The organism is Streptomyces sp. NPDC036984 (genome assembly GCF_055607665.1).
In genome coordinates, this window is the sequence record NZ_JBVJRL010000010.1 from 251,935 (window position 1) to 269,578 (window position 17,644).

Below are 17,644 nucleotides of genomic sequence, written 5' to 3' on the forward strand. Positions count from 1 at the left end.
GGCCTGAACGCCCGTGCGACGGCTCGCGTACTGATGGGGAGGGAGAGCAGCAGCCGGAGGTAACCACCCGTGGCCATCACCGAAGACGCCCCGCCCGGCGCGGACGTAGGGCATTCCGAGCCCCCGCCGGGCGGTCCGGGCCGGCGGCTCAGTTCCCCGCTGGTGCTGACGCTGACGCTGGTCCTGGCCGTGCTCGCCCAGTCCCCGATCCGCGGCCTGCTCGGCACCGCGCCGATGCAGAGCTGGATGACGGTGTTCGTGGCGGTGACCGTCCAGGCGCTGCCCTTCCTGGTGCTCGGCGTGCTGCTGTCGGCGGCGATCGCGGTGTACGTCCCGGCGTCGTTCTTCGCGCGCGCCCTGCCGCGCCGGGCCGCCCTCGCCGTGCCCGTGGCAGGGGTCGCGGGCGCGGTGCTGCCGGGCTGCGAGTGCGCGTCGGTGCCGGTGGCAGGCGCCCTGGTCCGCCGGGGGGTGGCCCCGGCCGCCGCGCTCGCCTTCCTCCTCTCCGCACCCGCGATCAACCCGGTGGTGCTGACCGCCACCGCGGTCGCCTTCCCCGGGCACCCGGAGATGGTCCTGGCCCGGTTCCTGGCGAGCCTGCTGGTGGCCTGTGCGATGGGCTGGCTGTGGCAGCGGCTGGGCCGTACGGACTGGCTGCGCCCGCCGGTCCACGGCGGGCACGAGGGCGCGTCCAAGGGCGAGGCGTTCTGGGGTTCGGTCCGGCACGACGTCCTGCACGCCGGCGGTTTCCTGGTGCTCGGTGCGATGGCCGCGGCCACGCTGAAGGCGGCGGTTCCGGCGGACTGGCTGCGGGTGGCGGCCGGCGAGCCGGTGTTCTCGGTGCTCGCCCTCGCCGTGCTGGCCGTTCTGCTGTCCATCTGCTCGGAGGCGGACGCGTTCGTCGCGGCCTCCCTCACCCAGTTCTCCCCGACGGCCAAGCTGGTGTTCCTGGTGGTGGGCCCGATGATCGACCTCAAGCTGTTCGCGATGCAGGCCGGCACCTTCGGCCGTGGCTTCGCGTTCCGTTTCGCGCCCGCGACCTTCGCGCTGGCCGTCGCGGGCGCCGTGCTGACCGGGGCGGTGCTGCTGTGAACCGCCAGGCCCAGGCGGCCGTCCTGTTCCTGCTCGGCGGGGCGCTGCTGCACGCGGGCACCACCGACCTGTATCTGCGGTACGTCAAGGCGGGCCTGCGCCCGCTGCTGCTGGCCTCGGGCGCGGTCCTGCTCGCGGCGGCCCTGGCGACGGTCTGGTACGAGCGCCGCCGGGGCCGGCCGGGGCACGCGCACCCCGAACCCCGAGTCGCCTGGCTGCTGCTGCTCCCGCTGCTCGCCCTGATCCTGGTCGCCCCGCCGGCCCTCGGCTCGTACAGCGCCCTGCGCACCGGTACGGCCCTCCAGAAGCCGTACGCCTACGGTCCGTTGCCCACCGGCGATCCGGTCCCGCTCTCCGTCGTCGACTACGCCTCCCGCGCGGCCTACGGCCACGGCCGCTCGCTGCACGGCCGTCCCGTCCGGGTCACCGGCTTTCTCGCGCTGGATCACGCGGGCCGCGCCTACCTGGTCCGCATGGCCCTCAACTGCTGCGCGGCGGACGCCCAGCCGGTGAAGATCGCGCTGACCGGGACGCTGCCGCCGGTCCTCCGCCCGGACGCCTGGCTGGAGGTGACGGGCACCTACACCCCCCGGCTGGCCCGCGACCCGGTCAACGGCGGCCCGGTCCCGTATCTGAACGTCACCTCCGCCCGCCCGGTCCCGGTGCCGCGCGACCCGTACGACGAGACCTGGAACAACTGAGCGGGCGCCCGGACACGGCGGGCGGCGGAGCCGCCGCACCCCTTCGGGGCACTACGCCTGCGCCTGCACCTCCGCCTCCGGCCAGTCGAAGCGGCTGAGGTCCCTGAGCCACGCCTCCGCGTTGCCGTCCGACGGGGCGCGCCAGTCGCCGCGCGGGGAGAGGGAGCCGCCCGCCGAGACCTTCGGCCCGTTCGGCATGGCCGAGCGCTTGAACTGGGAGAACGCGAAGAAGCGGCGGCAGAACACCTCCAGCCAGTGCCGGATCTCGGCCAGGTCGTAGGTGACCCGCTTGGCCTCGGGGAAGCCGGGCGGCCAGGCGCCGGCCTCCTTGTCGTGCCAGGCGTGCCAGGCCAGGAAGGCGATCTTCGAGGGCCGGAAGCCGTAGCGCAGCACCTGGAAGAGGGTGAAGTCGTGCAGTGCGTACGGGCCGATCTTCGACTCGGTCGACTGCATCTCCTCGCCCGGCACCAGCTCCGGGCTGATCTCGGTGTCCAGGATCGCGGCGAGGATCTTGCCGGTCTCGTCGTCGAACTGGCCGCTGCCGATGACCCAGCGGATCAGGTGCTGGATGAAGGTCTTCGGCACGCCGGAGTTGACGTTGTAGTGGCTCATCTGGTCGCCGACGCCGTACGTGGACCAGCCGAGCGCCAGCTCGGAGAGGTCGCCGGTGCCGAGGACGATGCCGCCGCGCTGGTTGGCCAGCCGGAACAGATAGTCCGTGCGCAGGCCGGCCTGGACGTTCTCGAAGGTGACGTCGTACACGGGCTCGCCGGAGGCGAACGGGTGGCCGATCTCCTGCAGCATCAGCCGTGCGGTCGGCGTGATGTCCAGCTCGGCGGCGGTGACACCGAGCGAGCGCATCAGTTTGTGCGCGTTGTCCTTGGTGTGGTCGCTGGTGGCGAAGCCCGGCAGGGTGAAGGCCAGGATGTCGCTGCGCGGCCGGCCCGCGCGGTCCATCGCGCGGGCGGCGACGATCAGCGCGTGCGTGGAGTCGAGGCCGCCGGACACGCCGATGACGACCTTGGGTCCGCCGATCGCCGCCAGCCGCTGCTGGAGCCCGGCGACCTGGATGTTGTAGGCCTCGTAGCAGTCCAGGGCGAGCCGGTCGGGGTCGGCGGGCACGAACGGGAACCGCTCGACGCGCCGGCGCAGCCCGAGGTCGGTGACCGGTGGGTCCAGCTCGAAGGACACCGTCCGGAAGTCGCCGGTCCGCGCCGCGTGGGCCCGGCGGTTGTCGTCGAAGGTGCCCATCCGCTGCCGCTCCTGCCGCAGCAGGTCGAGGTCCACGTCGGCCACCGCGTACTGGTCGCCCAGCGGGAAGCGGTCGGTCTCGGCGAGCAGCACCCCGTTCTCGTAGATCATGGTCTGCCCGTCCCAGGACAGGTCGGTGGTCGACTCGCCCAGTCCGGCGGCCGCGTAGACGTACGCGGCGAGGCAGCGGGAGGACGCCGAGCGGCACAGCAGCCTGCGGTCCTCGGCCCGGCCGACCGTGATCGGGCTGCCGGAGAGGTTGACCAGCACGGTCGCGCCGGCGAGGGCGGCCTCCGCGCTCGGCGGCACCGGCACCCACATGTCCTCGCAGATCTCCGTGTGCAGCACGAGTCCGGGCACGTCCGCGGCCGCGAACAGCAGGTCCACGCCGAACGGCACCTCGGCGCCGGCGACCCGGATGGTGCCGCCCCGCTCGTCGTGGCCGTCGGCGATCTGCCGGCGCTCGTAGAACTCCCGGTAGGTGGGCGGGTACGACTTCGGTACGACACCGAGGACGCGGCCCCGGTGGATGATCAGCGCGCAGTTGTAGATCCGGTGGCGGTGGCGCAGCGGGGCGCCGACCACCAGCACCGGAAGCAGCTCCGCCGACCCGGCCACGATGGTCCCGACGGCCGCCTCGACCTGGTCGAGCAGCGCGTCCTGGAGCAGCAGGTCCTCGATCGAGTAGCCGGTGAGACCCAGTTCCGGGAAGACGGCGACGGCGACACCCTCGTCCGCGCACCGGCGTGCCTGGCGCAGCACCGCCTCGGCGTTGGCCTGCGGGTCGGCGATGACGGTGTGGCCCGTGCACGCGGCGATGCGCGCGAAGCCGTGCTGATAGATCGACCAGAAGTTCAACGTGGCTTCCTTCATGATTCAACAGACCGCACAGACGAAGCGAGATCTCCTCCAGGAGAAAGCCTAGATCCCGGCCCCGGGCCACCCCGGACCCGGCCGCGCATACTCGGGCGCGGCTGAGTATTTCCGCTCTGGCCGGAGCCGGCGCGAGGCGGAAAGCTGAGGCCATGCGCCAAGGACTGATGAACCCCGTGCTCCGGATGCTGCCGCTGCTCGCGCCGGTCGTCGTCGCGCCGCTGGCCTGGGCGGCCTGGCTGGGCTGGGACCAGCAGCGGGACGTGCAGCCGGACGGCACGACGACGGGCCCGTACGAGGGGTGGCAGGTGATCGGGCTGGTCCTCACCCTGCTGGTACCGGTGTACTGGGCCACCTCCAAGGGGCACGCCGCGAGCGCCGTCCTCGGCACCACCGTCGGCCTGACGGCCGCGGCCTACGTCGACTGGTCGGACGACTCCAGCGGCCTGTTCGTGATCGGCGTGGGCCTGGTCATGGTCGGCAGCCTGGCCGCGACGGCCGCCGTCTCCGGGGTGATCGCGCTCGCGAGGCGAGGCCGCGCCGGGGTCGCCAGGCGCTGAACCGGGGCGTCGCAGCCGGTCACCGGCACCCTGGAAGGGGCCATTCGGAGGTGCTGTGGTGGCGCCTTCCACGGACGGAACACAGGCTGGACGCGGACGTGGACGACTCGCCGCACCGTGCGGCGGCAGGATTCTGGAGGACCGTGTGCCCGCTCCGTCTCCCGGCACCGACACACCGCCGGCCCAGTACGACGACCTGCGTGCGCTGGTGATCAACTGCACGCTCAAGCGCTCGCCGGAGACGAGCAACACTCAGGGCCTGATCGACCGGAGCACCGCCATCATGGACGCGCAGGGTGTGCACGTCGATGTCGTACGAGCGGTCGACCACGACATCGCCACCGGCGTGTGGCCCGACATGAGGGAGCACGGCTGGGAGACGGACGCGTGGCCGGACCTGTACCGGCAGGTGATGGCGGCCGACATCCTCGTGCTGGCCGGCCCCATCTGGCTGGGCGACAACAGCTCGGTGACGAAGCAGGTGATCGAGCGCCTCTACGCCTGCTCCAGCCTGCTCAACGAGGCCGGGCAGTACGCCTATTACGGCCGCGTCGGCGGCTGCCTGATCACCGGCAACGAGGACGGCGTCAAGCACTGCGCCATGAACGTCCTCTACAGCCTTCAGCACCTGGGGTACACCATCCCGCCCCAGGCGGACGCCGGATGGATCGGCGAGGCGGGTCCCGGGCCCTCGTACCTCGACCCCGGCTCGGGCGGCCCGGAGAACGACTTCACCAACCGCAACACCACCTTCATGACCTGGAACCTGCTCCACCTGGCCCGGGCGTTGAAGGACCTCGGCGGCATCCCCGCCTACGGCAACCAGCGCACCGCCTGGGACGCCGGCTGCCGCCACGACTACGAGAACCCCGAGCACCGGTAGGAGCGTCAGCGGCTGGGGCGGCCGCGCCGTGAACCACCGACCGGGCCGCGCCGGTTCACCGTCCGCCGGCATCGGTGGCACAACTTTGGACATCTGCTGGGCTTCTGCTCTCCGTCTGCTGGGCCGGCTCTCTGCATCGTCTTCCTAGGGTCGTTGCCGTCCCCGGCGGTCCGGCTTCCGGATCGCCGAACCCCCGACATCCGGAGACGAGTTCATGCGTGCCCTGCCCCGTCGTGCCCTTCTCGCCGCTCCCGCCGCCGTGCTGATGTTCGCCCTTGCCGCCTGCGGTGGCGGTTCCTCTGACTCCGGCGCCGGCTCCGGCTCCGGCAGTTCGACGCCGGACAGCCGGCAGGCCGCACAGAGCGCGGGCGGTGCCGATGCGGCGGACGACGCCGCCGGTGACACCGACGACAAGAAGGAACCACCGCTGACCGGCGACATCAAGCAGAAGGCCGAGGCCGCTGCGCTCGCCGCGTACCCGGGCACGGTCGTCAAGTCCGAGGAGGACACGGAGAAGCCCGGCATGTACGCGGTGGAGGTGAAGAAGGCGGACGGCACCTCGGTGGAGGTGTACCTGGACAAGTCCTTCAAGGTCACCGGCACCAAGCGGGAAGGCACCGAGGAGCAGGAGGGCGCCGAGGAGAAGGAGAACGCCGGTTGACCGTCGCGGGCGGCCGGCCGGGGCAGAGATACAGGTGCCGCGCCGGAACCGGAGGCCGCTGCGGCGGATCCCTGCGCCGGCTCACCGTCCCGTACGTCTCCCACGCCCCAGGCGGCTTCCCGTGAACACCCCGACTCCCCTGGCACAGCTGTGCGAGCCTTGCGCCATGCGGCTCCTGCTCATCGAAGACGACGACCGAATCGCCGGCCCCCTCACCGAAGGACTCGGACGGTACGGCTTCACGGTGGACCACGTCCGCACCGGTGCCGCCGGACTCGCCGGCACCGAAGGCTCCCCGGACCTGGTGCTGCTCGACCTCGGCCTGCCCGACATGGACGGCCTCGACGTCTGCCGCAGCCTGCGCGCACGCTCCGCCGTACCGATCATCATGATCACCGCTCGGGGCGAGGAGGCCGACCGCATCGTCGGACTCGAGCTGGGCGCCGACGACTACCTCGCCAAGCCCTTCGGCGTACGGGAACTGGTGGCGCGCATCCGCGCGGTCACCCGCCGCACCAGCGGTGCACTGCCCTTCCCCGTGCCGGGGCACCCGGTGGGGTCCGGAGCCCCGGCGCCGCAGCGGCTCGGCCCCCTGGAGATCAACCGCCGGACCCGCCAGGTCCACCTCGCCGGCGCCGAAATACCCCTCACGCCACGCGAGTTCGATCTGCTCGCCCACCTTGCCGAGGACCCGGGCACGGTCTGTTCACGGCAGCAGATCATGGACACGGTGTGGGACCCGCACTTCTTCGGACCCACCAAGACCCTCGACGCCCACGTCGCCGCTCTGCGCCGCAAGCTCGGCGACCCGGCCTGGATCACCACGGCTCGCGGTGTCGGCTTCCGCCTCACCGTTCCCGGCCCGCCGTCCGGGGCGTCCGGATGACCCGGCGCCTGCTGCTCAGCTACCTGGGCCTGGCGATGCTCGTGCTGACCGGGCTGGAGCTCCCGCTCGGCTGGATCTACGCACGTGGAGAGAGCTCGCGCGTCTCTCAGAGCGTCGAACGCGACGCCTCGATGCTCGCCGAGGTCACCGAGGAGAACATCGAGAAGGGCAACCTCGCGGCACTGCCCGACGTCGTCGGCGACTACGCCGCCCGCACCGGCGGCCGCGTCGTCGTCACCGACAAGGAGGGCGTCGTCCTGGCCGACTCCGACCCGTCCGGCCGTACCGGAATCAGCATCGCCGCGCAGCCGGACATCGCCCGTGCCCTGCGCAACCAGCCGACCGTGGCCACCGGGGACGACGCGCTGTCGGCCACCATGCCGGGCTCCTCCGGCACCAAGGTCCGGGGCACCCTGCGCCTGACCTACCCGACGGCCGGGGTCAGCGCCCGCGTGCACCGCATCTGGGGCGTCCTCGCCATGGCCGGAGCCTGCATCCTGGCGGCCGTCGCCCTGGTCGCCTTCACCCTCGCCCGCTGGATCACCCGCCCCCTGCGCACGCTGGAGGCCGCCACCGCCCAGCTGGCGGAGGGCCGGCTCACCAATCCGCCGGACGCCACCACCGGCCCACCCGAACTGCGCAGTCTCGCCGCCTCCTTCACCCGAACGGCCACCCGGCTGCAGCAACTCCTGCACGCTCAGCAGGCGTTCGCGTCCGAAGCCTCCCACCAGCTGAAAACCCCGCTGACGGCGCTCCGGCTGCACCTGGAGAACTTCGAGCCCCACCTCGACCCACACGCCCACGGCAGCCTGGAGGAGGCCGTCGGCGAGGTGGAGCGCCTCAGCCGTATGGTGCAGGGCCTCCTCGCCCTGGCCCGCCTGGAGAACACCGCCACCACACCCGAGCCGGTCGACCTCGACGCGGTCATCGCCGACCGGGTCGCGATGTGGGAGCCGCTGGCCGCCGAGCAGTACGTCGCCCTCACCGTCACCGGCCGCCCCGCCGGCCGGGTGTGGGCGATCCCCGGGGCGGTGGAGCAGATCATCGACAACCTGGTCGCCAACGCCCTGCGCGTCTCCCCGCCCGGCACGGCCATCACGCTCCACCGCGCGCCCGGTGCCGAACTCCGCATCATCGACCAGGGCCCCGGTATGACCGAGGCCGACCGCGCCCGTGCCTTCGACCGTTTCTGGCGCGCCTCCGACTCCCACCACGACGGCACCGGCCTCGGCCTGCCCATCGTCCGCCACCTCGTCCGTGCCTCCGGCGGCGACATCACCCTGCACCCGGCTCCGGGCACCGGCCTGGACGCCGCCGTCCGCTTGCGCCCGGTGGCCGGTGGGCGGTCGCGTCGCGGCAGTGGATCACTGGTGGAGGAACTGCACGGCCAGGGCCCGTCCGACGGATCTTGTGGAACGCATCCGTGTCCACCGCCCGGGTGGCGGACATCCGCGCAGCCGGCCCGACCACCTGGGCGGCGATAAGGCGTATTCCTCCCGGCGCAACCGCCGCTACCTGCGACGTCGCCAGATCAAGCACACCATTCCCGAGCCCCGAGATCAGCGGGCCCACCGCAAAAGACGCGGCAGCAGGGGCGGACGGCCCGCCGGCTTCGACAAGACGATCTACAAACGCAGGAAAGAAGTGGAGCGGACGAGCAACGCGTTGAAGAACTTCCGGCCGTGGCCACACGTTTCGACAAACGCGCCTACCACTTCCACGGACCGTCACCCTCGCCTCGATCCGGCTCTGGCTCCGCCCGTGATCAGCCGGGCAGGCCCTAGTAGTGCCCGGCGAGGGGATGCCTTCACGTCTCGGCGCGGCGGTACTTACGGTTTGTGGGCTACCCAGAGCAGTTCCGCCGGCCAGCGGTGTGCCCAGTCGGGCGGGTCGGTTTCGTTGTAGCCGTTGGGTGTTCCGAGTGCGGGCCGCGGCTCGATGAGGTCGTCGATGATGAGACCCGCGCCGCGCAGGACCCTGACCCAGTCGCCGTAGGTGAGCTGATAGCTGGTCGCGCCGTCGTCTTCGGCGATGGCGTTCAGCCCGAAGTAGTCCTGCTGCAGCGTCGTGGTCACGCGGCCGGCGGCTTCGTCGTAGCAAGCCTCGAACCATGGGCTGGCGACGTTGAACACCAGGCGCCCGCCTCGGCCCAAGACGCGTGCGGCCTGCGGGACGGCCAGGTGCGGGGGCGCCCAGCTGAGCCCACCGAAGTCGCAGAACACCAGGTCGAAGCTGTCGGCGGCGAAGGGGAGTTGTTCGGCGGCGCCTTGCACCAGCGGGTAGCGGGCCGCTCCCATCGCGCGGGCCGCTGCGGCGAGTTGGGCTTCGGACAGGTCGAGCCCGACCACGGTGGCGCCCTCGGCGGCGAGCGCCCTGGACCACTGGCCGGCGCCGCAGCCGAGTTCGAGGACGCGCTTGCCGGTGACGTCGCCCAGGGCGTGCAGGTGCGCGTCGGGGATGGAGTACATGCCCCACAGCCGGGGTGAGGCGCCGATTTGCGGGTCGTGCTTGTGCTGGTAGGCGCTGCTGATCTGGTTCCAGAGCCGCCGGTTGGCGGGGATGCTGTCCACGTGCCGACTCCAGCACTGCCTGCCGGGGCGGTCAACACGATTAGGGCACTGGCCGGCCCTCGCCTCGGTCCGGCCCTGGCTCGGCCCATGATCCGCCGGACGAGCCCTAGCCGTCCGCCCTGATCGTGGGGAGTGCGGCAGCCGAGGACACCTTCGTGCTCTTCGTAACGAGCCGGCCCGTGTGGTGCCCGAGGAGGCTCCCGGCATTCGGCAGACCAGCGCGGCGTCGTTGCCGTCGTGGCCGGTGCCGGGCGAGTAGGCGGCGGCCACCTGGGTGTCGTCGTGGCCGCCGTCCTCGGCGGGGGATACGGCGTTCGCGGCACGCAACGACCCCGGCGTATACACACCGGGGTCGCCCTTCCGGGTCGTTGCACGTGAGAGTGCACCGGCCCACTCACCAGGATATGCCTGAAAGCCCATTTCGGTCATATGGAGGACATGGCCGTGACATGACCAGCCGGAGCCCAGAGGGCGCCCTGGGGCGGGTCAGTCACTGCCCTTCTCCTGGGTCTCCATGAACCGGATCCCCTGGTGCGTCAGTGTGACCATCGCGGGTGTGTTTCCTCGCGCCCAGTCGACCTGGATCAGTCCCTCGGCCGCCAGGTACGTGCAGGCGGCGGCCAGGTCCTCGTCGGGCATGGCGAGGTCCTCGCGCAGCTGCGCCCCGGTGAGGCCGAGGAGGCGATTGCCTTCGACGGCCTCGTACAGGGACTTCATGATCGCCTCGCGGTAGTGCTCCCGCTCGTGCAGTGTCGCCATGGTCGCCCGCCTCTCGTGCCGGCACCGACGGAAACCCGTACGTCCGAGGCGGTGTCCTCCTCCCCTCCCACTGAGGCCCATCTCCTCAGATTTCGTCCGGCTGTGTGTGATCGTTCCGGGAGGACTGGCTGGTCAACAGCCAGGAGCGCACCGGCTCCGCCATGCGTGTGGTGTCCACGGTGAGGTGGAGGCGTGTTCCGCCGTCGGCAGCTGCGGGGTAGCTGCGCGCTTCGGTGGCGGCGAAACACCGGCGGAGGACCTCCGCGACATGGCGAGCCGCCTCCGGGTCCGCGGCGACGATACGGATCTCCGCGCGCCCGGCCGACGGCAGTTCCGGTGACTTCATGGTGACCCCTTGCTCATTCAGGACGACGCACATCAGGGGCGACGTGCCGGTGGGTGTGACGGCCGTCGCCCCACACCCGCCCCTGGCTGGAAGCAGGTCTGCGTCATCAGCGGCTCCCCTCTCGGTGCTCACGGCGTGTGGCGTCGGCAGCAGGGCGCTTCGGCACGGTGGCACGTGGGCTCCTACGGGGCCGCCGACCGATTCCCGGTAGGGCGTCGCTGTAGTGGAACGCGCCGATCCTTTCGTCATGCTGCGCGTTGAGCCGGTGGATCAGGAAGATGCCCGCGATGATCACGAAGAGGATCACGGCGACGGTGACGGCTGTCTCCATGTCCTCACCTCTTCAGGGCGGAACTGAAGATCCCGATCGCGGCTCCGGCTGTCGAAGCGGCTCCGCCGTCGGTCTCCCATTCCTCTTCCCGGCCCTGAGCATCTGTCGCGTCGTGGCTGATGGCCTCGTCGGCCATCAGACCGCTGGCGGTGCGGACACCTCTCGGAACGGTTGCCGCTGCCATCAGCCGGGCGGCCGCGGCCGGGTCCGTCTCCGGAGGGATCACCAGCAGGTCCAGGCGGCCCACCGTGTAGGAGAGGAGGATCACCTTGTTCGCATCCTGCTCGGCGGCGAACCAGCCGACATGCACCGTGTGCCCCGTGACGGGGACCTTGCGCGGGATGACGGGCCAGTGGGTCGGGTTCACGGTGACGTGGGTGATCCGGCCCCAGCACGCGTCCAGCGCGTCTGTCAGAGTGGGGATCTCGCGGAGGAGATCACGGGAGCGGGGCCACCAGGCACCGTCCAGGAGACCTGGAGCCGAGCCGGCCGGGGCCAGGGACAGCCGGGCCGGCGCCGAAGCCAGGCGCTCTTTGATGATCGTAGGTACGACGGTCGCGGTCATGACGCGGACCTATCCCCGGGCCTCCTCTTGGAGGCCGGTCTTGTTGCTCGCCGGGAACGACACCGACATGGCGGCCGGTGTGCGAAATACTCCCGGTCTTTTCACTCTACGCCGTTCCGAGGCCCCGGAACGTGCGCGTGAGCAGGCATTTCACGACAGGAAACGAGTCCGGAACCGCCGGCGGGTGCAGCCGGTGCGGCGGGGCACGATTTACGGTGAGAGGACGAGGTCCCGCGTTCGGTGGCGACACCGGATCCCGCAGACAGGCGGACACACCATGACCGAATCCGACACCCCTCGTGCTCCCGGCCTCCTGCCGGACGCGATCCACCGGGCCGCGAAACCCGGGACAGTCCTTCTGCGGCTGGAGACGACACAATCCCGGGAAGGCAACCTCGACGGTGCGTGGTGGCCGCGCTCCCGCGACATCGGCGCGGAGCTGCCCGAGCTCATCCACGTGCTGACCGGGCACCTCGGCCCCATCACGCGCGTCGGTCTGGACGCCACCGCGTGGGATGAACTTCCCACGCGCCTGGTCATCGACGACCAGGTCGTGCATATCGACTCCTTCCCGGTCGGTGATGACACGGTCCTGATCACTCGGGGCGACCGGGACCACTTCTCCCTTCTCGTGATCCCGCCGCACGCGACACCCGACGCCGCCCGTGCCGCGATGGCCAGGGCCGTCCGGGCCGGCAACGTCACCCATGCCGCACAGATCCTCATCGACACCGGCACCCATCAGGCACACCCGGTCCCCGCGGAGGACCCCCGGACCGGCGAGGGGCGTCACGAGCCCGAGGAGTGACCCCCGAGGAATGACATCTGGAGGTCCGGCGCCCGTGAGGCTGTCTCCGTCGGGCGGCGCCCACTTCACGTCGGTCGAGGAGGTGCCGCCCGTCGGAGTGGATGTCCGGAGGTGGCGTCCGGCGGTGTTCCGCTGGTGCCGTTAGGGTGCGCGGCATGGCCCGTACCCGGCTGTACCGTGACGGTTCCCTGGTCGAGGAGGACTTCCCGGTCCGGGACATCTCCCAGCATCTGGCGGACCCGTCCACGACCGTGTGGTTGGACCTGTACCGCCCGGACCGCGCCGAGTTCACGGCGGTCGGCGAGGAACTCGGCCTCCACGAGCTTGCTCTCGAGGACGCCCTGCACGAGGGGCAGCGGGCGAAACTCGACACCTACCGCACCCATCACTTCCTCAGTGTCTACGCGGTCGCCGTCGACCCGGACGGCGCGGGACTGACGATGAGCGAGCTCGCGGTCATCCTCACGCCGCAGGCGCTGATCACGGTCCGCAAGGACGCCGCGTTCGCCCTCGACGAGCTGGTCGCCCGCTGGGACCGTACCCCGGCTCTGGCAACACACGGGGTCGCGTTCCTGCTCCACGGCCTGCTCGACCATGTCGTCGACGGGCACTTCGCCGCGGTACGGCAACTCGACGAACGTATCGAGGAACTGGACGCCATGCTCTTCGCCGAAGGCGGCCGGCAGATCCAGACCGTTCAGCGCCAGTCCTACGCCCTGCGGAAATCACTGGTCCGGCTCCGTCGCGTGGTCCTGCCCATGCGGGAGGTCGTCAACGCCCTCATGCGCCCCGACCTCGAGGTCGTCGACGGCCCCTTGCTGCCGTACTACCGAGATGTGTACGACCACGTGCTGCGTGCCGGCGAGTGGACGGAGTCGCTGCGTGACCTGGTGGCCTCGGTGATGGAGACCAACTTGTCGGTGCAGGCGAACCGGATGAACTTGATCATGAAGAAGGTGACGAGCTGGGCCGCGATCATCGCGGTGCCCACGGCGATCACCGGCTTCTACGGACAGAACCTTCCCTACCCCGGCTTCGGACACCAGTCGGGTTTCATCGTTTCCAGCGCCGTCATCGTCGTCGTCCCTCTGACGCTGTACTTCGCTTTCAAGCACTGGGACTGGCTCTGACCGCACACGCTCCTGGGCGCTCGTCGGCAGACGGAGCCTGGGGGCCGGTTCCCGAAGCCGGCTCCCGGATGGCTCCCAAAAGCACCCCACAAACCACTCAGGGGCCCGATCCGCTAAGTGGATCAGGCCCCTGACCTGGTACTACGGCGTCGGGGTGGCGGGATTTGAACCCACGACCTCTTCCTCCCGAACTATCGGCTGGACGGCCATTGCGGTCCAGGGCGCTGGTCGTGGGGTCATCGAAGGCCTTCGCCGGTCGGCTGGGGTTGCGGTGATTGCCGTACTCCGTGCTGTACGGCACCCGACCGCCGGCGTGTGTCAGGTGAGCCTGAGAAGCCGGGCTGCTGTTCCTCCCAATACCCGGTCGCGTACCTCACCGGAGCGGGTGACGCGCTCGACAGTGGCGCGGGCGAGTACCGGGTCGCCGTACGGGGCGTCCGAGCCGAACAGGGTGCGGTCCGGTATCTCCCGGATGGCCAGACGAACAGCGAAGATCACATTGGCCGTGGACAGCTCCAGGAACATGCTGGGCGTGTCTCGGACCAACTGGATGGCGTCCATCCAGTTCAGGCCGCCTAGTTGGCTGATCACCAGAGGTACGGACGGATGCGCAGTCGCCAGTCGGGCCAGGGTTCGCAGGTCTTCCGCCGTGGTGGGCGCGAATCCGTGGACGACTACGGGCAGCCCGCTGTGGTCTGCCGCCGCCCGCATCACCGGCTCGAGCAGGTCTGCCCGGCCAGGTGGCGGCGTCAGTTCCCCGATTCCCCGCATGCCACGACCGACCACGTCCCGGTCGACCATTTCAGCGATCCGCTGGGGCGCCAGGTCGAGCGGCACGCTCCTGAATCCGATGAAGCGATCCGGGTAGGCGTCGAGCGCCATGTCCAGTTCCTGCCACGCGGTCCGGTAGCCCTCGATCCCAGTGGCCCGGCCGCCGATCGCCTCGTCCAGTGCGGCCATCTCGTGGCGCAGCGATTCGAGGTCGGTCGCACGTTCCGGGTGTGGCCGGGTGCCGAAGAGCACCGCCTGGTCCACCCCGGCGTCGTCCAACAGCTCGATGTGGTCCTCGACCGGATCGTGGACATGGCTGTGCGCGTCGATGATCATCTTCTCTCTCCATGCGAAAGCGGACGGCCAGGAATGCGGCCGGCGGCTCCAGCGTTGCGCCCTGACATCGTTGGAAGGTCAAGCTGAAGGAGGAGTGCGTGCTGATCGGGGAGCTGTCACGCCGTACCGGAGTCGGTGAACGCCTCCTGCGTTACTACGAGCGCGTCGAGCTCATCCGGTCGGACCGACGCGCCAACGGCTACCGCGAATACGGCGACGAGACCGTGGAGACCGTTCGGCAGATACGCGGACTGCTCGCCGCCGGCCTTCCCACACGGGTCATCCGCCAGATCCTGCCGTGCGCTGTCGACGGCGTCACTCTGCGTCCCTGTCCTGGCGTCCTCGACCACCTGCGGGAGCAGTTGGACGCCTTGGAGCGTCGTGCGGCCGACCTGGCCACGGCGCGCGACCTACTGCGCGAAACGATCGCCGCGACAGAAAGTGCAGCCACCCCGGCACAGCCACGCCTGGGGCTGTCAGAGGGGGCTCATCCGCCACCTCTGGTGGATGAGCCCCCACTGCGCTGACGCTCCGATCAGGTAGTCGCACCTGCGACCCGCTTCAGGAGTTCGATCCAGGCTCCGGGCAGCCTGCCGGGACCTTGCCAGTGCCGCGCTGGCTGTCGAGTGCCGTTACCGTCCGCCGTTGTTGCCGTCAGCGCTGTCGTCACTGCCGTAGGCCGCTTCTGTGAGCACCGCTTTAGGAGTTCGGTCAGTGCCCCACCCAGCTGTGACATCGTGCCGGGGCGTCGGGCATGTAGGACCATGCATGCGTGGTGGCGTCCGGCGTTGTTGATGCCAGGCGTGGAGGTCGCTACTGAGCCTCGCGGGCCATCAAGGCTCAGTGACTGCTGTGCTTTCGAGCCCGCTGCTCTACCCTCTGGTCATGGGGACGGGGACAGCGACATTCGTGATTGCGGTTCTGGGGCTGACGTTTTCAGTCATCGCGGTGGTCTGGCAGATAGCCACTCACTTTTTGCATGGACCGCGCTTGCGAGTGCGGCTTGCGGTAGGTGTGCACGACGAAGCGGCGATGGGGCGGGGTACCCAGGCCAGCGTTTGGAGCTCCCTTGCGCGCAGGAGTGGAACCAAAATGCCGTGGCTGACTCAAGTGGATTCTGTTCGCTACCCACACGAGGCATTCATAATCAGGGTTGTAACGAGTTGATTTGCACAGTGGCTGGCAGCGTGATGTGGCAAGGCTGTGGCCTGTGACCTTCGTCCCCAAGTACCTGAGCTAGCGCTGCGCCTTTGGGGTGATGTTCCGGTCACCTGCGCGGATGGTCCGCTCGGGCCCGCGCTCGTCCGCGGTTGTCCGTCGGATCCTGACTCAGTTAGACACTCACCGCCGATGTCCGCCCTCACCGTGAGAGGGGCAGTGGTCATTAGCAATTCCTCGCTAAGTCGATCCGACCACGCCACGCCGACCATCCGTCGAACCCAGCACCGTGCGACAGGCCCGAAGCCGCCACCTTCCCGCGCGACAGCACCATGCCGCAAGGAGAGCGCTCAGCCTGGCCGCAGACTCACTTTCAGGACTCGGTATCCAAATCCACTTGCATCATTTTTGTTAGGTCGTTGAACTGGTCTGCGGGTAGCGGCAACTGGGCATCTCGAAGTTCGGTAAGCCTCGCACGTAGTGGTGGAGTCGCGACCACGAGGCCTTGTGCAACCATCCCGGTCCAGTTTCTGCGAGCGTCTTGGCTAGCACCATCGGGAGATGCGCAGCCCCCAGGAGGTCGCTGTACACGGAGCGCTTGTGCATCTGCCACGCGGCGAAACGCTGGCGTCGTGCGGCGTCAGCGTCCCTCTCCACGGATTCCTTGACATGCGCCATATCTGTATTCGCCTGCAGTCGGGCGGCGCGACTAGTGAAAAAAGCCCCAACGGTCGATCCTGCGATGCCAGTGACACCTGTCCACTCAGGCCGGGACCATGGCATACCCCTGGAGACGATCGCGCTGCTGGTCGGCCACAGCAGCCAGGCGACGACAGAGGCGGTCTACCGCAAACAGCTCCGGCCCGTGATCACGAGGGGTGCCGAAGCGATGGATGAGATCTTCGAGGGTGATCAGCAAGGGAAGGACAAGGACGACGACGTCGTAACTTGATCGACGGCACAGGCGCCATTCGCGGTCACGTGAATGGCCCCGTGTCTTGCACCGAGGTGCGGCACTGTCTCTGCCGCGGTTCGACCAGTCGCAGGGCGGCTCCTTGTTCGCACTCGACGCTGTTGAAATTACTCTCAGGAGTTGCCTGCTAACCCCCTACGATGCTGGCGATCGTGGACGTGTGCATGGCTGTCGTAGAGGACGCCGCGGATCAGGCGATTCTTTAGACTTCACCATCGTGTGGAGAAGGGGGCGCATCTACCTGGTGCGCTCCGGAGACACGGCGAGCGACTGTCAGCGCGTCCCCTGCCAGCCGGACGATGTACCCGGCACTCATCACACCGATGACCAGGGTGGCGCTGGCAAGCACAGTGGTGATGACTGTGTTCTTCCCGCCGGTAGCCCTGGTGTACATGAACAGCACAGCGGCTAGAACGCCGTTCAAGAGTGCGACAAGGGCGCCGACTAGCGTCGTCTGGAGGATGACCTCGGTGATGTGGTCACGAAGCGCTGGACGGTCGTTCGCAAGTTGACGCACCAACGCCTCGGTACGAGCCGCTGTTCGATGTTCCAACCTTCGATCAAGCAGCCTGTCAAGCGGACGCTTCCAAAGGTCCACTGCAACGCCAAGGAGGGCTCCGAGGATGAGCCCCAACCAGAAGACCCCGTTCATGCGGCATCCTCCCCACCCTGCGGCTGGCCAGGCAAGGACGTGAGCGGAGCGTCAGCGCATCACGGTACCCATGGCGTAACCACGCTCCAGGGTTTGCCCCCTCGTCTCCTGGAGCAGGCCGAGGAGACTCGGGAGGAGCAGGACGAGGGCGGCGCGGTGGCCTGATCAACTTCGTTTGGCCCCCTGTTCGGCCCCCCGAGCACGACAAAGGGCCAATCGCGATCATGCGATTGGCCCTTTGACCTGTGTCGGGGTGGCGGGATTTGAACCCACGACCTCTTCGTCCCGAAGCAACTTGGAGCGGCCGTTGTGCTTGGGGTGTAGTGCCTGTCATCTGCGCT

Annotated in this window: 19 protein-coding genes and 1 pseudogene; 12 read left to right on the forward strand and 8 right to left on the reverse strand. The window is 69.6% G+C overall.

Going from position 1 to position 17,644, the window contains the following annotated elements; all coding sequences use genetic code 11:
• Positions 1-69: 69 nt before the first annotated feature.
• The gene (locus tag ACZ7DL_RS20690) at positions 70-1,089 is read left to right on the forward strand and encodes a permease (RefSeq protein WP_470775741.1); all 1,020 of its coding nucleotides are present in this window, start codon (positions 70-72) and stop codon (positions 1,087-1,089) included.
• Entirely contained in the window at positions 1,086-1,790 is a 705-nt protein-coding gene (locus ACZ7DL_RS20695; RefSeq protein ID WP_470775743.1) for a TIGR03943 family putative permease subunit, read from the forward strand. Before ACZ7DL_RS20690 ends, ACZ7DL_RS20695 begins: the two co-directional genes overlap by 4 nt.
• A 51-nt stretch (positions 1,791-1,841) precedes the next feature.
• Here ACZ7DL_RS20695 and ACZ7DL_RS20700 read toward each other — a convergent pair whose 3' ends face one another.
• Positions 1,842-3,914, reverse strand: a complete 2,073-nt coding sequence (locus ACZ7DL_RS20700; RefSeq protein ID WP_470775744.1) for an NAD(+) synthase — start codon at positions 3,912-3,914, stop codon at positions 1,842-1,844.
• 152 nt (positions 3,915-4,066) lie between these two features.
• On the opposite strand from ACZ7DL_RS20700, the gene ACZ7DL_RS20705 reads away from it, so the two are divergent.
• The 6 genes and pseudogenes from ACZ7DL_RS20705 to ACZ7DL_RS20730 all read left to right on the forward strand — a co-directional run.
• Positions 4,067-4,474: a hypothetical protein gene (locus ACZ7DL_RS20705; RefSeq protein ID WP_470775745.1), complete on the forward strand. Its 408-nt coding sequence runs from the start codon at positions 4,067-4,069 to the stop codon at positions 4,472-4,474.
• A 145-nt stretch (positions 4,475-4,619) separates the two neighbouring features.
• Complete coding sequence (locus tag ACZ7DL_RS20710) at positions 4,620-5,357, forward strand: flavodoxin family protein (RefSeq protein ID WP_470775747.1); 738 nt, start codon at positions 4,620-4,622, stop codon at positions 5,355-5,357.
• Between the two features lie 214 nt (positions 5,358-5,571).
• Positions 5,572-6,018, forward strand: coding sequence for a PepSY domain-containing protein (locus ACZ7DL_RS20715; protein ID WP_470775749.1), 447 nt, complete (start codon positions 5,572-5,574; stop codon positions 6,016-6,018).
• Positions 6,019-6,184: 166 nt separating this feature from the next.
• A complete protein-coding gene (locus ACZ7DL_RS20720; protein ID WP_470775750.1) occupies positions 6,185-6,904 on the forward strand; it encodes a response regulator transcription factor in 720 nt (239 codons plus the stop codon).
• A complete protein-coding gene (locus ACZ7DL_RS20725; protein ID WP_470775751.1) occupies positions 6,901-8,388 on the forward strand; it encodes a sensor histidine kinase in 1,488 nt (495 codons plus the stop codon). Before ACZ7DL_RS20720 ends, ACZ7DL_RS20725 begins: the two co-directional genes overlap by 4 nt.
• Positions 8,312-8,669, forward strand: a pseudogene (locus ACZ7DL_RS20730) (transposase); the annotation flags it as partial. The gene ACZ7DL_RS20725 and the pseudogene ACZ7DL_RS20730, both read left to right, overlap by 77 nt.
• Positions 8,670-8,733: 64 nt before the next feature.
• Here ACZ7DL_RS20730 and ACZ7DL_RS20735 read toward each other — a convergent pair.
• The 5 genes from ACZ7DL_RS20735 to ACZ7DL_RS20755 form a co-directional block, all read right to left on the reverse strand.
• Positions 8,734-9,474, reverse strand: coding sequence for a class I SAM-dependent methyltransferase (locus ACZ7DL_RS20735; protein WP_470775752.1), 741 nt, complete (start codon positions 9,472-9,474; stop codon positions 8,734-8,736).
• Between the two features lie 486 nt (positions 9,475-9,960).
• Positions 9,961-10,233: a hypothetical protein gene (locus ACZ7DL_RS20740; RefSeq protein ID WP_470775754.1), complete on the reverse strand. Its 273-nt coding sequence runs from the start codon at positions 10,231-10,233 to the stop codon at positions 9,961-9,963.
• A gap of 85 nt (positions 10,234-10,318) precedes the next feature.
• Positions 10,319-10,579, reverse strand: a complete 261-nt coding sequence (locus tag ACZ7DL_RS20745; protein WP_470775756.1) for a hypothetical protein — start codon at positions 10,577-10,579, stop codon at positions 10,319-10,321.
• A 106-nt stretch (positions 10,580-10,685) separates the two neighbouring features.
• Entirely contained in the window at positions 10,686-10,910 is a 225-nt protein-coding gene (locus tag ACZ7DL_RS20750; RefSeq protein ID WP_470775757.1) for a hypothetical protein, read from the reverse strand.
• A 4-nt stretch (positions 10,911-10,914) separates the two neighbouring features.
• Positions 10,915-11,475 carry a DUF5994 family protein gene (locus tag ACZ7DL_RS20755; protein WP_470775759.1) on the reverse strand — a complete coding sequence of 187 codons (561 nt, stop codon included), beginning with the start codon at positions 11,473-11,475 and terminating at the stop codon, positions 10,915-10,917.
• Between the two features lie 277 nt (positions 11,476-11,752).
• Between ACZ7DL_RS20755 and ACZ7DL_RS20760 the strand changes: the two genes are divergently transcribed.
• Together ACZ7DL_RS20760 and ACZ7DL_RS20765 are read left to right on the forward strand one after the other, a co-directional pair.
• Complete coding sequence (locus ACZ7DL_RS20760; RefSeq protein WP_470775760.1) at positions 11,753-12,283, forward strand: DUF5994 family protein; 531 nt, start codon at positions 11,753-11,755, stop codon at positions 12,281-12,283.
• Positions 12,284-12,438: 155 nt separating this feature from the next.
• Entirely contained in the window at positions 12,439-13,413 is a 975-nt protein-coding gene (locus ACZ7DL_RS20765) for a magnesium transporter CorA family protein (protein ID WP_470775761.1), read from the forward strand.
• A gap of 318 nt (positions 13,414-13,731) precedes the next feature.
• Here ACZ7DL_RS20765 and ACZ7DL_RS20770 read toward each other — a convergent pair whose 3' ends face one another.
• The gene (locus ACZ7DL_RS20770) at positions 13,732-14,520 is read right to left on the reverse strand and encodes an amidohydrolase family protein (protein WP_470775763.1); all 789 of its coding nucleotides are present in this window, start codon (positions 14,518-14,520) and stop codon (positions 13,732-13,734) included.
• 98 nt (positions 14,521-14,618) lie between these two features.
• On the opposite strand from ACZ7DL_RS20770, the gene ACZ7DL_RS20775 reads away from it, so the two are divergent.
• Together ACZ7DL_RS20775 and ACZ7DL_RS20780 are read left to right on the forward strand one after the other, a co-directional pair.
• The gene (locus ACZ7DL_RS20775; RefSeq protein ID WP_470775764.1) at positions 14,619-15,047 is read left to right on the forward strand and encodes a MerR family transcriptional regulator; all 429 of its coding nucleotides are present in this window, start codon (positions 14,619-14,621) and stop codon (positions 15,045-15,047) included.
• A 1,373-nt stretch (positions 15,048-16,420) separates the two neighbouring features.
• Positions 16,421-16,630 carry a hypothetical protein gene (locus ACZ7DL_RS20780; RefSeq protein ID WP_470775766.1) on the forward strand — a complete coding sequence of 70 codons (210 nt, stop codon included), beginning with the start codon at positions 16,421-16,423 and terminating at the stop codon, positions 16,628-16,630.
• 223 nt (positions 16,631-16,853) lie between these two features.
• On the opposite strand, the gene ACZ7DL_RS20785 is transcribed toward ACZ7DL_RS20780, so the two are convergent.
• Positions 16,854-17,303 (reverse strand): hypothetical protein, encoded by a 450-nt coding sequence (locus ACZ7DL_RS20785; RefSeq protein WP_470775768.1) that lies wholly within the window; start codon positions 17,301-17,303, stop codon positions 16,854-16,856.
• Positions 17,304-17,644 lie beyond the last annotated feature (341 nt).

Bases quoted from the DNA above. Each gene is read 5' to 3' on its own strand.
- ACZ7DL_RS20765 (WP_470775761.1), top strand. From the start codon at position 12,439: ATGGCCCGTACCCGGCTGTACCGTGACGGTTCCCTGGTCGAGGAGGAC.
- ACZ7DL_RS20705 (WP_470775745.1), top strand. From the start codon at position 4,067: ATGCGCCAAGGACTGATGAACCCCGTGCTCCGGATGCTGCCGCTGCTC.
- ACZ7DL_RS20715 (WP_470775749.1), top strand. From the start codon at position 5,572: ATGCGTGCCCTGCCCCGTCGTGCCCTTCTCGCCGCTCCCGCCGCCGTG.
- ACZ7DL_RS20780 (WP_470775766.1), top strand. From the start codon at position 16,421: ATGCCAGTGACACCTGTCCACTCAGGCCGGGACCATGGCATACCCCTG.
- ACZ7DL_RS20750 (WP_470775757.1), bottom strand. From the start codon at position 10,910: ATGGAGACAGCCGTCACCGTCGCCGTGATCCTCTTCGTGATCATCGCG.
- ACZ7DL_RS20725 (WP_470775751.1), top strand. From the start codon at position 6,901: ATGACCCGGCGCCTGCTGCTCAGCTACCTGGGCCTGGCGATGCTCGTG.
- ACZ7DL_RS20740 (WP_470775754.1), bottom strand. From the start codon at position 10,233: ATGGCGACACTGCACGAGCGGGAGCACTACCGCGAGGCGATCATGAAG.
- ACZ7DL_RS20760 (WP_470775760.1), top strand. From the start codon at position 11,753: ATGACCGAATCCGACACCCCTCGTGCTCCCGGCCTCCTGCCGGACGCG.
- ACZ7DL_RS20770 (WP_470775763.1), bottom strand. From the start codon at position 14,520: ATGATCATCGACGCGCACAGCCATGTCCACGATCCGGTCGAGGACCAC.
- ACZ7DL_RS20700 (WP_470775744.1), bottom strand. From the start codon at position 3,914: ATGAAGGAAGCCACGTTGAACTTCTGGTCGATCTATCAGCACGGCTTC.
- ACZ7DL_RS20745 (WP_470775756.1), bottom strand. From the start codon at position 10,579: ATGAAGTCACCGGAACTGCCGTCGGCCGGGCGCGCGGAGATCCGTATC.
- ACZ7DL_RS20720 (WP_470775750.1), top strand. From the start codon at position 6,185: ATGCGGCTCCTGCTCATCGAAGACGACGACCGAATCGCCGGCCCCCTC.
- ACZ7DL_RS20755 (WP_470775759.1), bottom strand. From the start codon at position 11,475: ATGACCGCGACCGTCGTACCTACGATCATCAAAGAGCGCCTGGCTTCG.
- ACZ7DL_RS20785 (WP_470775768.1), bottom strand. From the start codon at position 17,303: ATGAACGGGGTCTTCTGGTTGGGGCTCATCCTCGGAGCCCTCCTTGGC.